We start from the raw sequence: 15355 nt of genomic DNA on the forward strand, positions 1-15355 counted from the left end.
GTCGCACCATCTCGGCTCAGATCCGGAAATCTCCCATGGTCGGATCGCTGAACAGGCCCTGCTGCGGCGACTTCAGCGGTAGCGGCGTCAACATGTCCTTGTGCCCGTTGCGCACACTGCAATACTTGAACGGCCCCTTGGGGTCGAACAGCTTCGCCATATGCGGGTCCGCGTGATCCAGAAACCACACCGACAGACCGGTTTTGCCGTCCAGGCGGTAGTGCTCCCATGCCCGCCACATGGCGTCGAGCCGGGCCACCGCCTCCGCGTGCTTCCACCACTCCGGGCACCAGACCGTATCGCTGATATCGGTCACCTGCCGCCGGTACACCAGGGATAGGTAGTTCTCCACGAACTCCACCACGCTGGAGTAGACCATCGGCTGTTGCTGCTGTTCGCTCACAGCGGCTTGACCTCCTCAATCTGTCCGGCGTCTTGCCCCGGAGGCGCTTTGATCAGCGAGGGAGCGCCGATGAGGTCGGCGATCTCGGTCTTCTTGTGCGGAGACGGATCGTGGTGAGCGATCGACTTCTTCACTTCGGCAGCGTACTCGCCCTCCCACCACGGCACGGTCCGAACGAGTACCGGCGGTGTGCCGGAGGAGAATACGATGGCGCGCCCGCGTGGCAGAGTGGCCAGGGCGTGCACATTGAAGGTCTTGGACGAGCCCAGCGAGCGGGAATAGCTCTTGCCGCCCTTGGATTCCGAGACCGAGGCCGAGATGGTCTCGTACTCGCCGATCTGCTCGGAGCGCTCCTGCAGGAACTTGTTGTCGTCCACGCCGCTGCCCAGCACCTTGATATTGGCCGCGGCCCACAGTGCCTCCATGCCGTCGACGCCCCAGCAGCGCGCACCCTGCGCCCAGGACTGCAACACCGTCATCACCACGATGCCGCGAGATCCGAAGTGCGAGTACTGCTTCGGCAGATCCTTCCAGCGCACCACGTTCGCGGCCTCGTCGAGCACGGCCAGCATGGGAATGGGCAGGCGACCGCCCGGCGAGCGCGACGCCTTGTGCGTGGCCACGTCGATCACGGCCTCGGTGAGGGCGCTGACCAGCGGCGCCGCCGACCCACGTCCCTCCAGGGAGAGGCTGTAGAGCGTGCCGTTGCCCTCGATGAACTCGAGTTCGTCGAACTGGATCCGGTTGACGGTGCGGCCGTCCCGGGTACGGGTGTCACCCGGCGTGATCCACGGGTGCACATTCGACAGCTTCAGACAGCGCACCATCTTCTTGGCGGAACCGAAGATGCCGCTGCGGGTGCGGTCGTCGACGTTGAACTGCTGCGCCAGACCGGAGGCCATGAAGTGCTGACCCGCGCGCCGCAGCAACTCCACCGGTTCGGTGTCACGCCAGTTGTTGACCCAGTCCCACACCTGGATGATAGGGCGATTGTCCACGGCGGCGGCCAGGAACAGACCGGCGAGCAGGTCCTCGGCCTCTTGGTCGAAGTAGGAGTCGGTGGTGACCTGCGGCCCGGAACTGTCGTCGCCGTCGGCGAAGTGACCGGCCAACCGCACCGCGCGCACCTCGCACCCGGGGCTGTGCGCGTCCACCCAGGCCAGCGGGTCCCAGTACCAGGTCGGTTCCTCGTCCGCGACGCCCTGCGGGTCGAAGACGAACGTACGACTGCCCTTGCCCTCGCGCACATCCCGGGTTGCGTCCACCACGTCCCGTTTGTTGGAGGTGGTGAGCACCGGACCGATAGCGGTGAGAATGGCCGGAATGACCCGGGAGGTCGTCTTGCCCTGGCGCGGACCCCAGATGTCGACGTGCAGGTCCTCGTAGGAGCCGTACACCATCTGGCCGTCCGCGACGGCCACGCCGATCGGGACACCCGGCGTGTCGTCACGCCCCAGTCGCATGCCCAGCTGCTTGGCCTTGTCCCGCACCCCGGCCTCGGTGAGCGGGCCGATGGCGCTGCCGCTGCCCATGTGGTCGGCCTTGTCGTCGACCGCCAGTCGGCCGACGGACTTGCGCGCCTTCAGCTTCCGCTTGACCAGCACATAGGTCACGGCGGCGAGCACCACCAGCACCACGATGACCGTGGACGCGGTGGGCCAGGTCAGTTCGCCGCGGCCCAACCCGAAGCCGAGGGCGATCGGGTTGATCGGGAGATCCTGCGGGGGCGTGGAGAGCTGATTGCCCAGTTGCAGGGCCACCCACAGGGTTCCGAACAGCGCGAAGCCCGCGTAGATCAGATACAGGGTCGCATCCGGACCGGGTACGGCCGGATCCTGCACTTTCTTCTTCGCCATCTCTGCCTCCTGGGATGACCTGTCAGTCGTTGCCGCTCAACGGAACTCGTCGAGCCGCCAGCCGTCCGCGGTGCGGACGACAGTGGCGACGACCGTCGTCGGCGGCAGCGGTTCGCGCCGCCCGTCCGGGTACACGACGGTCTGTTCGATTCCGATCTTGTACTGCTGCCGGTTCGTGTCGGTGCCCGGTGCCGCCACGCCGGAGGCGAAGGTGAATGCCTCGACGGTGGCGCCGGCGCTGCTCCACTCGGCCCACCGCACGCTCGCCTTCGGCGTCTCGACCGCGGTCGCTGTGCTGTCCAGGGTACGGATCAAGCTGGGACCGAGCCATTCCCGCGCCCGCGCCAGCGCCGCGCCCTCACCCTCGGTGGCGGGATGCCAGGTGAATATCTCGTGCAGCGCCGTCACCGCGACACCCTCCGGAGTCGACGGATCGGGAGCCGGGGCCTCCTCCAACAACCTGGTGGTGGACGTGGGCGGACTCCAGCCCGGCGCGGATCCGGGATCGTCGCCGTCGGAACCACAGGACACGACCAACACCGCGACGCTCGCCACCAGCATCACCACCAGGTTCGCGCGTTTCACCGGACTACCGTTCCAGGCTAGTCGTCCCCGCCGGTCGCGGGGCGATACCTGCGGTTTTCCCGAGTCGGCGTGTCCGGTGTCGGATGCCGTCATATGCCGCGCTTGGCGTCGTTGAGGGTTTCGACCAGGGTCCGGTTCATCTCGGCGGCGGCGGCCAACTGCTGTTGCAGCAGCGCCACTTTGCGGCGCAGCGCGGTGGCGTCCATGCGCTCCAGGCCCGGTCCCTCGGCGGCGCGGACCCAGTTGCGCACCGAATTGGTGTGCACGCCGATCTGATCGGCCACCACCCGGCACGCCTCGGATTCGCTGCGTAGCTTGCCCGTCAGCGCGATGACCTGTTCGACGGCGGCCTGCCGGACCTCCGGGGAGACTCTTCGGTACGACCGATGCGGCATCATGCGGCACCCTCCTCGTCCGAGCCGCGGTGCGAGGTGGATTCGGTGAACTCGCTGAAACGCTGGTTGGTGTCGTGGATTCCGCTCTCCCGCTCCGAGGGCGTGAACTCCATGTGGAACGGGATGCCGGGTCGCCGGTCCTCACCGATCTTCAGCAGGAACTTGCCGGTACCGGGCGCGGACGGGCGGTGCTGGCCCGGTTTGAGCGCCTCACCCGTCAGCGCCTGCGGCGCGGACCAACTGGTCACCATCTCCTCCTCGGCAGCAGTGAACGGCACCGTCGAATCCAGTCGCGCGATCTCCTCCGCGGGCAACGCGCCGAATATCTTGGCGCGCGCCCGCTCCAGGAAGCCGAGCGCCTTGGCGATGGCCGCCTCCGAGCCCAGCGCCTGCAGATCCTTGATGGTGTGGCTGATCATGATGAGCGCGGTGGCGATACTGCGTTGCAGACGGGTCAGCTCGTCCACGCGGTCGACCATGAAGTCGCCCAGGCCGAGCACCTGCCACAGCTCGTCCATCACCACCTGGAAGTAGCGCTGCGGTCCCATATCCGCGTCGGCCAGCACATGGGCCGCCTCCACGGAGGCGAAACCGTCGGCCCAGCAGGCCAGCATGACGGCGGCCTTGAGCTTCTTGTCCCCGTTGGGGATATGCGAGACGTCGATGCAGACGGCGGTGGCCGCGGTGTCGATCGGCGTGGTGGTGTGACCGTTGAAGACCGCGCCGAAGGGACCCTGGGTGAGCGCGCGCAGCGAGCGGCGCAGCCCCTTGATGGCGTTCTGGTACTCGGTGTCGTCGTCCGCGCCCGCATCGAGTTTCAGCTCGTCGCCGCCCGCCACGATGACCTCGAGCAGGTTCTCCAGGATGGGCGGCTGGTCCGGGGTGAAACCGCTGCCCTCGCGGTAGAGGATGCGCAGGCCGGTGGAGATGAGGGTTTCCTCGTAGTCGCGCACCCGGGCGCCGCGCACCAGTTCGACCAGACCGGCGATGAGCGTGACCTGGCGGGCGCGCATCTCCTGCACCACCTGCGTTTGCAGAGCGGGCAGTTCGGACAGGCGGGGGACGATGGAGCCGAGCACGCCCGCGGCCAGGGGATTGAGTTTGCCGTGCCCGTAGCCGAGGTCGATGACCTGGCCGCCGACCAACTCCACCAGTTTGCGGTAGTCGGGCTTGACGTCGGCCAGGATCAGCGGGGTGATGCCCTGTGCGACACCGCCCAGCACGATGCGGCGCACCAGCGAGGATTTGCCGAAACCGTTGAGGCCCAGCACGAACAGGCTCGGTGCGGTGATGAAGCTGCCGCGCATGAACCAGTTCATGGGGTCGAAGCAGACCGGTGCGCCGGTGTGCAGGTGCGAACCCAGCGGGGTGCCGATCAGTGGCGCGCCCGCGCCGACCGACCACGGCCACAGGCCCGCGACCTGGGCGGTGGTGGCGCGGTATTCGACCGGGCGGCCGATCACGTTCATCCGGCCGCCGCCCTCGCCGATATAGCCGCGGTCGGTGAGTTGGGCTGTGGTGCGGTCGAATTCGTCGTGGCTGCCGTACTCCATGCGCTCCACGCGGGCGGCGAAGTTGCGGCGGCGCAGATCGTCGGTGTGCAGCCGGAACGCCGCCCAGGCCGCGCCGAGACCGTTCTTCTCACGGGCGACGGCCTCGAGCCGGGCGCGGGTGGAATCGTCGAGCAGTTTCGGACCGGACTGCTTCGGTTTGCCGCCCTTGCCCTTGCGCGCCTTGGCCCGCTGCTCGGCCCGTGCGGCCGCCAGGGCGGCCCGGTCCGGCTTGTCCGCGTTGCGGCCGGTGCGACGTCCCCGCCCGGTCCGCTCGACCGGTTCGGTTTCGTGGCGTGGCCGCCGGGGTCGCCCGGGTGTGGCGGCGCGCCCACCCAGGTGCACGCGGTCGCCGTCGACGGCCCGCCCGCGTGCGTTCTCCCGGCCGCGTCGATCCCCCTCGACGGGCCGTCGCCCACCGGCGTCCCTGGCCCGCTCCCGCCCCGGCTCCGCCTTGCGCATCCGCTCCCCTTCCGGCAGATCCGTTCCCCGCGCGCGCTCACGCACCGGATGTTCGGCGCGCGGCCGCTGCCGAGCCTCCCCGTCCCGCCGCTCGCGAGTACCGTCGTCGCCCCGGCGCCGCTCCGGGGCGTCGTCCTCCCCGCGCCGCCGCTCCCGACCCGAGACCTCCGCCTCCCGACGCTCCCGCCCCGAGGTACCGCCCCGCCGCCCCTCCCGCCGCGCGGCCTCCTCCTCCCGACGCTCCCGTCCGGACTGCTCACTCACACGCCGATCACGCACAGCGGCCTCCACCTCTCGATGCCCACGACGCTCCCCCACCCGCCCCGAGCCTTCATCCCCCAGCCCCTCGCCCCCGACAGCCACGGCCGCCCGCACCTCGGAACCGGCCACGTCACCGACCGCCCCACGCGCACCGGTCTGGGACGCGTCGGCCGCACGCTCGGAATCGGAGGCGAATTCGCCCTGTCCACGCCGAATCATCCCGGACTCCCGGCACTCTCGGACGGAGACCTCCGCCCCACCCGCCGACTCACCATCGCGCGGTCGCCGAACGGCGCGTGTGTCCGCGCGGTCCGCGAGGTCCGCGCCAGATGAACTGAACTCCTGCCCGTCACGACCACGGCGCACCGACTCCGCATCGTGGCGCTCGCGACCGGCAGATTCAGCATCAGCACGCTCACGATCGGCAGGCTCGGTATCACCGCGCTCGCCACAGGCAGGCTCGGCATCACGACGTTCGGGACCGGCAGGCTCGGCATCACGACGTTCGGGACCGGCAGGCTCGGCATCACGCGGGCGACCGGCACGTGCAGCATCACGGTGGCTGTCGCGTGCCCTCGGTTCCGGGGTAACCACGCCCTCACGGGATGTGCCACTCGCCGCCGGTTCCATATCGGGTACCGCAGCGTCATGCTCGTCAACGCCGGAGCCGGTAACCGCGGTACCGCGCGCAGCCGTACCGTGCGCGTGCCCCGGATTCGCACCGCCCGCACTCTCGTCCGGTGCCGCTGTGGATGTCACCGCCGCGCCAGCCGAAGCCCTTGCGGCACCGGCGGATTCCGCGTCGGGAGTACGCCGACGTTCCGACCGCACGCCCGACGCTTCCGCTTGGGTCGCATTCGGTCGTGCGCCCGTGCCGCGCGCATGCGCCTCGCCGTGGGCTGCGAGATTCGCTCCCGCACCGCCCGTCGCGAGTTCCTCGCGCCGACGGGGCTGTGCGTCGTCACCGCCGCGGGTGTCACGCGGGGCGCTCGCCTGGTTCGTGGTGCTGGCGGCGTTCACAGCGCTGGCAGTGTCCGCAGCATGGGTACGTCCGGTGCCGTCGCGGCCGCGCTCCCTGCCGGGTGAGACCACTCCGCGTCGGGTGGGGCCGTCGGAGAGCGCCGCGCTGTCCGGTGTGGCTCCGGAGGAGGGTGCCGCTCCCCCGTCGGTTTCCGACCATGGGCGCATATCGGTTTCGCCGCCCGCAGCGGGTTCGTCGTCGTCCCAGAGGGTCGGTGGGCTCAGCTTTCCACGCCGGGGTGGGGTGACCGTTGCGTCGGGGGCACCGGCGGCGGGGTTCGACGCTGCTCGCGCGCTCTTCGCGGGGCGGTGCGACGGTGCCGGCTCGGAGGTGTCCGCGCCGCTCGGTGCCATCGAATCGGGGGCGGTGTGCTTGCGCTCCGTTCGGGTGCTGTCGGCGCGCTTGCGGCCGGTGGCCGGGGTTGCCGGGGCGTGGGTGCTGTCGAGATCCGCTGCGCCGGTCGAATTCGGTACGGCCACATCGGATTTCAGCTCATCGTGCGGCGCTCGCGCCGGGTTTTCGGAAGGGCTGCGCTCTCGCCGGGAAGCCGGAGCCGCCGCGGCCCGCCGACCCGCGGTATCGGCGGCGGCTTCCGCCTCCGCAGTATGGCCGTCCCCGGCTGCGCCGACGTCCGCGCCGTGTTCGTGCTCGGCCGGGAGCCGATCTACCGATGCAGGCTTGTCCGTACCGCCCGCTGCGTGGAGGTCCGCCGGTTCCGTTGCCGCGTGGTCATGCTCACCGGCCGCGACGTGTCGCTCGTGCCCGTCCGCCGCGTCCGTCGCGGCGGGCACGTCGCCGATGGTGTGCCCCCGTTTGCTCGGGCGCGCCTGCCCGGGGCCGATATCGGCGGTGTTCCGGGTGTGTTCCCGCGTGGCCGGTCGGGTCGCGTCACCGAGTGCTGTCGCATCGGCACCGGCGTGCCCGGGTCGGTCCGTGTAGAGCGGGGCGAATTCTTCGGCGGCCGTGCTGGACTCGCCCGTCGCTGGAGACGGATACAGTGCCGGGTCCTGCGGCTCGGACTTGCGGGCGGAACGCCTCGGCAACAGGGCGCGCCGCACGCGCGCCAGACGTGATTCGGGACGTGCCGCGGATGTTTCGGACGAATCACTCAGCGGCCGCGCCGGACTCGCCGCAGGCCGCGCGGAAGTCTCCACGCCTCCCGGGTCACCGTCGGCAGTCGCATCATCGCGGCGCGTTCGTCCAGCGGTCACGTCGCCACGCGCAGCGTCACGGGCTGAACGCGCGGATGTCGCGTCGGTCCGCGGCGATGGGGGGTTCGCGCGGTCACGCCTTCCTCGCGCGGCCGTCGCATCGTCGCGCGCTCCGCGCGTAGGGGCCGAGCCGTCTCGTGGGGAGCGCTCCGGTGGGGCGGCGCTGGCCGTTCTTCCGCGCTTGGGGCCAGCGGCTCGCGGGGCACCCGCCACGTCGCGCGGAGCGGAGTTCGCGTCAGGCGCAGCGGACCTCGAGGCGCGCGGAGCGGACCGCGTGTCGGGCGCAGCGGACCTCGTGGCGCGCGTGGGGTCGGCGGCGGGTTCGGTTCGGCGGTCGGGGTCGGCGGGACTCCGTGCGGGGCGGCCGGAATCAGGGGTGCGGCGGTCTCGGGACTTCGGCGCACCAGGGTCCGCGGCGGCTCGGCTGGAAGCGGCGGGATCTGTAGTTCGGCGCGAACTGGTGGAGTCTGCAGTTCGGCGCGAAGCGGCAGGATCCGCGGTTCGGCGCGAAGCGGCGGCGTCCGCGGTTCGGTTCGAAGCGGCGGGATCCGCAGGGGCCGAGTTCGAAGTGGCTGGGGCGCTGGTGGATTCGCGGCGGGCCGGGTCGCGGGGGACGGCGCGGGCGCCCGCGGCGGCTTCGCGGGCGCGTTCGCGTTCCAGGGCCTCGGGGTCGGCGGGGGGCTCGCGGCGGAGCAGGCGGCGGTCGGGCAGGGTGCCGCGGCGGGGGCGTTCGTGGTCGCGGCGGCGGGGCTGGCCCTGGCGGAGGTCGGCGGGTTCCGACGGCGCGCGGTCCCGGGGCGTCTCCGCGGGTTCCACGGGGAGGCTGGGGATGTCGCGGCGACCGCCGCGCCGGGTGGGCGCGGCATCGCGTTCGCGGACGGGTGGTTCGACGTCACGGGCCATGGTGGATTACCCCACAAGCGCTTTCGGGATGGTGGCGTGCTCCGGCAGGATGACGCCGCAGCCGAGCGAGGCCGCGAACGCGGCCGCCTGGTAGCGGTAGCAGCGCCGGGTCTTCAGTCGGGCCTGGGTGGACAGGTCACGGGTGATGGCCTCGATCCGCGGCAGATCACCGCGCAGCGGCTCGGTGATGGTGACCAGCGCGCCGAATCGGGTGACACCGTGTCCACGCGCCTGCTCCTCGCGCGCCTGCTGCGTCGCGCCGACCCGCAGCGTGGCCGCCGCCGACACCACACCGCGCTCGCTCTGCTGGGCGACCAGCGCGTTCTTGTAGTCGTCGTCCACGATCTGGGCGGCGTCACCGGCGGAGTGCGGCCGGTACACGATGGCGATCCGCTTGCGCGGCACCTCGGGATTCGGTGCGAGCAGCCGTTGCAGCACCCGCTCGTCCACCGCACCCTCGGGCGCGGTGTCCATCTCCCAGGTGACCGACCGGCCGCCGTCGTGGATGAAGTGATCCCAGCGCTCCTCGTGCGACACCGGCCCGGCATCGGCCCAATCCAGCCCGTGCCCACCGGGTTCGCCCGCCGCCACCTCCAGATCCGCCTGCGCGGCCGGATCGTAGCTGCGCCGGATGAAGGAGATCACCTCGTCGGCCGACATGGGTTGCGCGCGCACCCCGGCCTCGGCCAGCGCCGCGCAGATGCCGGGCAGGCGGCGGCCGATCTCGACGGCCTCCTCCGCAGGATTCTTGCGCCGCTCCGCCGTGGTGGCCTTGAACGTGATGGCCACGCGCGGCAGCAGCTGCACCCGCTCCTGCGGCAGTTCGGTGGCCAGCTCGTACATGACCTGCTGCGCCAGATCGGGCGCTTCGGGCCGGGTGATGGCGGAAACCTCGGTGAGCAAACGGTTTCCGGTCTCGGGGACGGTGTCGATGACGGGCACCACCGCGACGATGTCGGAGGTCTGCCCCAGTGAGGCCAGGAAGGTGCCCCACGCCGACACCCAGCGGTCGATGACCGGCTGGTCGACCGCCTCGTGCCCCTGCGGCCAGGCGCGCAACACCACCGTGTACTGCCCGAATTGCGGTAGGTGGATCATGCCGAAGCTGTACCCGCCCGCGTCGATGCCCTCGTAGAGCCGCGACGGGGCCATCAGGCCCGGCAGGCGGGTGACGCCGCCCGGAATCCGGGAGAACCGACCGCCGCGGTACACATGCTCACCCTTGCTGCGGCCACGCAACCAATGGAACATCATCAATCCGTTCTCGTATCCGGAGCGGCCCCCCGTCCGCCAGACCAGTGGAACCATCACGACCAGACCGAATCCCGCCACCACGAACGCGGGTTTCGGCCCGGCGACGAGCGCGGTCAGCAGCGCGGTGATCACGACGGCGAAGCCGACCACGGTCTCGCCCCAGCGCAGGCCGAACAGGCCCGCGCTGCGCGGCTTCTGCCACAGCCCGTAGGCGCGGCGCTCGTAGCTCTCGGTGGTGGTCATCGCGGAATGGTGCTCCTGCCGAGGTCGGGTGAACGGTTGGTCCAGCGGTCACCGGCCATATCGCCCATGGCGGTTTCGGCGCGGTTGGCTCCGGCGGTCGCGGACCGCATGGACGCGACCCGGCCCGCCACTCGGGACGCACCGGACGGTACGCCTGCCTGCCCGCCGCCCTGGGGATTGCCCGCCGCGGCCCCGCCACCACCGCGCGGCGGCGGTGTCGGCCGCGGTCCGCCCCCGCCGCCTCCGGGTCGCGGTCCGCCACCTCCGGTTCCGCCCGGCGGCTTGCCGCCGCGGTTCACGTATCCGGCGGTGCCGGGTGCGGCGGTGGACTTCACCGCCACCGCACGGGTGCCGACCGCGCCCAGGGCGGCGACGCCGACCAGGGTGCCGGTGGTGGCGGTCAGACCCGAACCGCCGCTGCCGACGATGGACACCGCCGGGGTCACCAGCCGCATGAGCACCGGCAGCACGAACGCGGCACTGCACAGCAGCACGATGGCGACCAGCATGCGCTGCGCCTGGTCGGCGTCCGGCAGCCCCGCGGTGGTGGTGAGTTCGTCCACGTGCCCGGCGGTGGTGAAGGCGATCATGTAGACGATGGCCGCCACCGGTTTGTAGAGCATGAAGGCGATGATCCACGCGATCAGGCGCGGATACGCCTGTTTGCCGGTATTGGTCCCGGAGGAGGCCGCGGCCAGCGGCAGGACGCCCGCCGCCACCACGAGCAACCCCTGTCGCACGATGGCGAGCACGATCTGCGCGAGCGCCCCGAGCAGGCCGACGATGGCGATGATCAGCACCAAGCCCGGCGAGAACGCTTGCAGCTTGGCGGTTTTCACCATGAGTTCGGCGAGGTTCTGCGCGTTGCCGTCGGTAGCGTCGTTGATCACCCACTCGGAGAAGCGATCCGACGCCTGGGTGCCCGCGACGATCACCGCCCCCAGCATCCAGGAGCTGAAGATCACGCGAGCGAACATGCGGAAGGATTCGGCGGCCTCGCTCATGGCCGCCCCGCGTTTGGCTTCCGCGAGTCTGGCCCCGGAGATGATCACCGACACCATGAGTAGGAGTATCTGGGCCTGATAGGTGTAGTCGTTGATCTTCGTGAACAGCGCCCCGGAGTCCGAGACCCGTTCGTTGGGCACCTTCATCCAGAAGGTCAACGCCAGGATCAACGCCTCGCCCAAACCGTTCATGAGCGAGTCCACCACCTTGCCGAAGGTGGAGTCCCACGCCTTGTCCCGGACGGCCGCGGCGGCGTCGCCCGGGTGCGTGGCCACATTGCCGGCCTTGCACGCCGCCGACGCGGCGTCACCGAGGGAGATGCCGGGGATGCCGAGGCCGTCGAGGGAGTCGTGTAATTCGTTGCAGGCCTGGTCGAAACCGTACTGAGCGTGCGATACCGTCGGAGTCGCGATCATGACGGTGAACACGACCGCGAGGATCGTGACGATGCGCCTCAGCATGTGATCCACCTCTCCTGATCTGCTGCCAGGTCATTCACCATTTCGTCCACCCCGCAAGCGAATCCACGTATTCGGTCTGCGAGCCGCGCGCCGTCGCCGGTTTGAGCCGCCAGTCCCCCGCGTCCCATACCATGATCAGGCGTACCGCCGCCCACAGCTGTCTGCCGTCCACCACGGGACCGCGCGCCGCCAGCCGCACGATCGCCATGTCGTCGGCGTAGTTCTCCACCTGGAAGGCATCCGGCGCCACCAGGTAGCGGGTCACCTTCTCCGGCTGCTGTTTCGGCAGCCGTTCGTCGGCCAGCGCCTGGTCGTAGGCGGCGACCTGCTGGGCCGACACCCGCACCTGGCGCACGTACAGGGTGCGGTCGGCGGGGCGGGCGTTGAGCCGATAGGTGATCTGCGCCGCCGCCAGCACCGCGCCCTGCGGTGTGTGCGAGTACCCCACGGCCAGACCGTCTTCCAGGCGGGTCGGGCCGTCGGAGGTGGAGAAGGGCACCGACGCCCCGAATACCCGCTGCCAGCCACCGGGCCCGGTGGTGCCGCGCGGCGCGGCGGTCAGCCAGTCCGGATCGGAGGGCTCCCGCCGGGCGGAGGTGTCCTGCGTCAGTGGTTGCCCCGCCGGATTGTTCGGCACGTCCACGCGCCGTCCGAAGATGTCGACCTCCGGCTGGGCGAATCCGGTGGCCCCGGTGTCGCCCGCCACGGCCGGGGGCGCGTCGCCCGTCGCCGCGGGTTCGCCGGGGTCGTCGTCGCGGCCCACCCACATGACCACGCCCGCGATCAGGATCAGGGCGAGCAGGGCAGCGGACGCGATGACACCGAACGAGACGCCGCCGCGCTCGGACGGCTCCTTCTCGCTCATTTCGGTGCCTCCACGGTCACTATGTCGGTGGGCAATTCATCGATGGCCTCGACCGTCGGGGCGGTCGAGTCGGGCTCTGGCAGCCGCAGCCGCCAATCGTCTCGGAACCATTCCACGGTGGTGTGGCTCACCGCCCGGGAGCTGTCGGCGTATTCGGTGTAGACATCGACGGTGGATCTGTCCTCGGTGTAGCCGGTGATGCGGAAGCCGAGCAGCCGCGGCGCGTACTCCGGTGCGGCAGGCCCGGCGATGGACAGTTGTGTTCTGGTGACCGCCCAGCCGTCCCGGGCCGGGCCGGGTACCGCCGCGGCGTCGAGCACGGTCGGCCACTGTGTGTCGGTGGCCACCAGCAGTCGGATGGTGTGGGTGATCGCCGCGACGGCGGCACCGGCTCGGGATCGTTCGAAACCCGTTGCGGCGCCGCCGGAGTCGCTGCTCGGACCCTGGTCGGTATGCGGCAGCGACACCCCCTGGTACACCTGCCAGCGCACCCCGGAGGGCGCGGACGGGTCCGCCACCTCGCCGTCGCAGCCGGCGGTGGCCAGCACGGCGACGCCGAGGACGCCGACGGCACGGCGCAGGCGGGCGGGGGCGTGGGTGGGAGCCATCGGAATCCGTTGCGTCCCTAGGTCGGCAGCAACGCGAGGGCGATGCCGCTGGCCGAACTCGCCATGATGGCGCCGATCAGACTCATCACCACCCCGTGCGTCGCCTCGTTGGCGGCCATATCGCCGCGGAACGCGTACCACAGCTTGCCCGCGGACAGGATCATCCACGCCATGCAGAACAGCAGTACGCACCACAGCAGCCAGTCGATCAGCTGCATGATCGGCCGGATCACGTCCGCCGGCATCTGCTTGTAGGCCAGCACGGTGACCACCGCGGAGGCGGACATCAGCCGATCGCCGCATTCATGATCGTGCCGGCACTGGTGGCGATGATGCCGCCGATCATGGCGCCAGCCACCATCTTCGGGGATTCCAAACCGCCTCCTGTCCACTTCTCCCACGCGAACTTGCCGCCCGCGTAGGTGATTCCGAGGATTCCGGACAACAGCACGAACCAGGTGAAATACCGAACAAGTTTCAATAGTTTGTCCGACGCGGGCGGGGCCTCCGGGGTCGGATTCCCGACCTGCGCGAGGACGGCACCGTACGCGTCGTGCACGGCGAGGAGCATGCTCATGATCTGTCCTTCTCCACTAGCACATCGTCGATCACACTGTCGCGTACCGTGGCCCGCGCGGCCCCGGCAGCGACCGACCCGATGGTCTTATCCAAATGCGAAGGGACGCTGCGGGTTACAGCATCCCATGACCCCGGGCGGGGCGAAAGATCGAGTGTTCGGCGCATATCGCTCTCCCGGGGTCTAGTCGTCGTCGTCCGATTCCGGGTCCGGTTCGGCGAGCGCCTCCCGGACCGCCGCCACGATGCCCGCACCGAGCTCGCGGATATCGAGCGGAACCTCGTGCAGCGGATCGGATTTGCGCTTCCGCTGCTGCGGCAGGGGGTCACCGGGCGACCAGACCGGCAACTGGTCGGCTTCGACCAGCGTCCACTCCTCGTGCCACGGCACCTGCCACACCTGACCGGCCAGCGAACCCACCAGATCGCGGTAGCGCCGGATCTCCGCGGGGATGCGGCCCGGGCGCGCCGCCACGGTCACCAGGCCGAGCACCTCACAGGGACCGGCGAGGTCCGCGAGGTGCTGGCGCAGCAGGTCGTGGGCGCGGCTCAGGCCGGAGATCGTTTCGCGGGCGACGAGTACGACGAACGGTGATTCGCGGTCGAAACCTCCGGGCCAGCGGCGATGCGAATCCGCCGCGGGCGCAAGCACATGCGCGAGCGTGGACGTGCCCGCCCCGCCGTGCACACCCAGCAGCCAGACCAGCGGAGCACGTCCGGCGCCGGGGACCGGTCGGTCCCAGATGGGTGCACGAAGTGGTTCGGGCGGCGGCACGACACCTGCCGCCATGGCGGGTTCGGATCGGCGTTCCTTCATGGCTGCGGTCATGATGCCACTCCAGCAAGCAGGCGGCGATACGCACGGCGTGTCTCCGGCGCGAGGTCGCTGTGCCGCACCAGTTCACCCCGCGCGAGGTGCGGATCGTAGGGAATCTCACGGATATCCCGCACCCAGCCGGTGAGATGTTCCCGCAAATGATCAGCGACCCGCGAGTCACCGTGGGGCAGCTGATGGGACACGGCCACCACGGTGTCGCCGACGATGCCGTCGCCCTGCCCCTCGCCCTGTCCGCTGAAGTTGTCGTCGAGCCACTCCAGGGTCAGGCGCAGCCGGTTGGCGGCGTCGGCGCGCGCCGGAATGGCGAGCACCAGCGCGATATCGGCGTCCTCGAGCAACGGCCGCAGATGGCGGCTGGCAATGGGATTGCCGCCGTCGTACACCCCGGTGTAGCCGGAGTCGTGGATGCCGCGCGCCACGGTCAGGTAGGTGGCGCGGCGGCGCAGCGGGGCGGCGTCGCGCCAGAGCAGTCCGATGCCGGAGGTGGCGCGCGACAGACATTCCTTCAGCGGCGCGGGTTCACCGTCCCCGCGGCCGTACAGCCACGCCTGCAGACTGATCGGGCTCAGGTGTTCGTCCGCGCCCCGCAGGGCCAGATCACTGCCGGCCGAGGTGGCGTCCACGGCCGCCGCCTGCGCTCCGGCCGAACTCAACTCCCCGGCCAGCCCGAGTGCGGTGGTGGTGGTTCCGGCCCCACCGCAGCCGCCGACCACCAGGATCGGGCGCGGGTCGGGTTCGCCGTCGCCGGAGTGTTCGCGCCGCTTGCGCAGGCGTACCACCGGAGCGCGCGCGGGCCGACCCGACGGCTCACCCTCCTCGGGGGTCTCGTCGAGCCAGCGGCTCCAGTCCTGATCCATG

General features: G+C 70.7%; 13 protein-coding genes. All 13 read right to left on the reverse strand.

The genetic code is table 11. The annotated features are described in order from the left end of the window. Positions 1-16: 16 nt before the first annotated feature. The 13 genes from FOH10_RS17610 to FOH10_RS17670 all read right to left on the reverse strand — a co-directional run bounded on the left by FOH10_RS17610 (position 17) and on the right by FOH10_RS17670 (position 15354). Positions 17-403 carry a DUF4913 domain-containing protein gene (locus tag FOH10_RS17610; protein WP_051037435.1) on the reverse strand — a complete coding sequence of 129 codons (387 nt, stop codon included), beginning with the start codon at positions 401-403 and terminating at the stop codon, positions 17-19. Then, positions 400-2259 carry a type IV secretory system conjugative DNA transfer family protein gene (locus FOH10_RS17615; RefSeq protein WP_143981558.1) on the reverse strand — a complete coding sequence of 620 codons (1860 nt, stop codon included), beginning with the start codon at positions 2257-2259 and terminating at the stop codon, positions 400-402. Before FOH10_RS17615 ends, FOH10_RS17610 begins: the two co-directional genes overlap by 4 nt. Before the next feature lie 36 nt (positions 2260-2295). Further along, the gene (locus tag FOH10_RS17620) at positions 2296-2844 is read right to left on the reverse strand and encodes a hypothetical protein (protein WP_244961257.1); all 549 of its coding nucleotides are present in this window, start codon (positions 2842-2844) and stop codon (positions 2296-2298) included. An 89-nt stretch (positions 2845-2933) separates the two neighbouring features. Further along, complete coding sequence (locus FOH10_RS17625; protein ID WP_039815235.1) at positions 2934-3242, reverse strand: transposase; 309 nt, start codon at positions 3240-3242, stop codon at positions 2934-2936. After that, entirely contained in the window at positions 3239-5731 is a 2493-nt protein-coding gene (locus tag FOH10_RS17630) for a hypothetical protein (RefSeq protein WP_244961258.1), read from the reverse strand. Before FOH10_RS17630 ends, FOH10_RS17625 begins: the two co-directional genes overlap by 4 nt. 2922 nt (positions 5732-8653) lie before the next feature. After that, positions 8654-10144, reverse strand: coding sequence for an SCO6880 family protein (locus FOH10_RS17635; RefSeq protein WP_143981559.1), 1491 nt, complete (start codon positions 10142-10144; stop codon positions 8654-8656). After that, complete coding sequence (locus FOH10_RS17640) at positions 10141-11610, reverse strand: hypothetical protein (protein WP_143981560.1); 1470 nt, start codon at positions 11608-11610, stop codon at positions 10141-10143. Before FOH10_RS17640 ends, FOH10_RS17635 begins: the two co-directional genes overlap by 4 nt. Positions 11611-11644: 34 nt before the next feature. Further along, positions 11645-12475: a DUF8175 domain-containg protein gene (locus FOH10_RS17645; protein ID WP_143981561.1), complete on the reverse strand. Its 831-nt coding sequence runs from the start codon at positions 12473-12475 to the stop codon at positions 11645-11647. Continuing rightward, positions 12472-13083 (reverse strand): DUF8175 domain-containg protein, encoded by a 612-nt coding sequence (locus FOH10_RS17650; RefSeq protein ID WP_143981562.1) that lies wholly within the window; start codon positions 13081-13083, stop codon positions 12472-12474. Before FOH10_RS17650 ends, FOH10_RS17645 begins: the two co-directional genes overlap by 4 nt. Before the next feature lie 17 nt (positions 13084-13100). Further along, a complete protein-coding gene (locus tag FOH10_RS17655; protein ID WP_029924307.1) occupies positions 13101-13370 on the reverse strand; it encodes a hypothetical protein in 270 nt (89 codons plus the stop codon). Continuing rightward, positions 13370-13660, reverse strand: a complete 291-nt coding sequence (locus FOH10_RS17660; RefSeq protein ID WP_029924306.1) for a hypothetical protein — start codon at positions 13658-13660, stop codon at positions 13370-13372. Before FOH10_RS17660 ends, FOH10_RS17655 begins: the two co-directional genes overlap by 1 nt. A gap of 183 nt (positions 13661-13843) precedes the next feature. Continuing rightward, the gene (locus FOH10_RS17665; RefSeq protein WP_143981563.1) at positions 13844-14488 is read right to left on the reverse strand and encodes a hypothetical protein; all 645 of its coding nucleotides are present in this window, start codon (positions 14486-14488) and stop codon (positions 13844-13846) included. Next, entirely contained in the window at positions 14485-15354 is an 870-nt protein-coding gene (locus FOH10_RS17670) for a MinD/ParA family ATP-binding protein (RefSeq protein WP_029924304.1), read from the reverse strand. Before FOH10_RS17670 ends, FOH10_RS17665 begins: the two co-directional genes overlap by 4 nt. Position 15355 lies beyond the last annotated feature (1 nt).

Origin of the sequence: Nocardia otitidiscaviarum, from assembly GCF_007362295.1 — a bacterium.
Taxonomy (GTDB): Bacteria; Actinomycetota; Actinomycetes; order Mycobacteriales; family Mycobacteriaceae; genus Nocardia; species Nocardia otitidiscaviarum.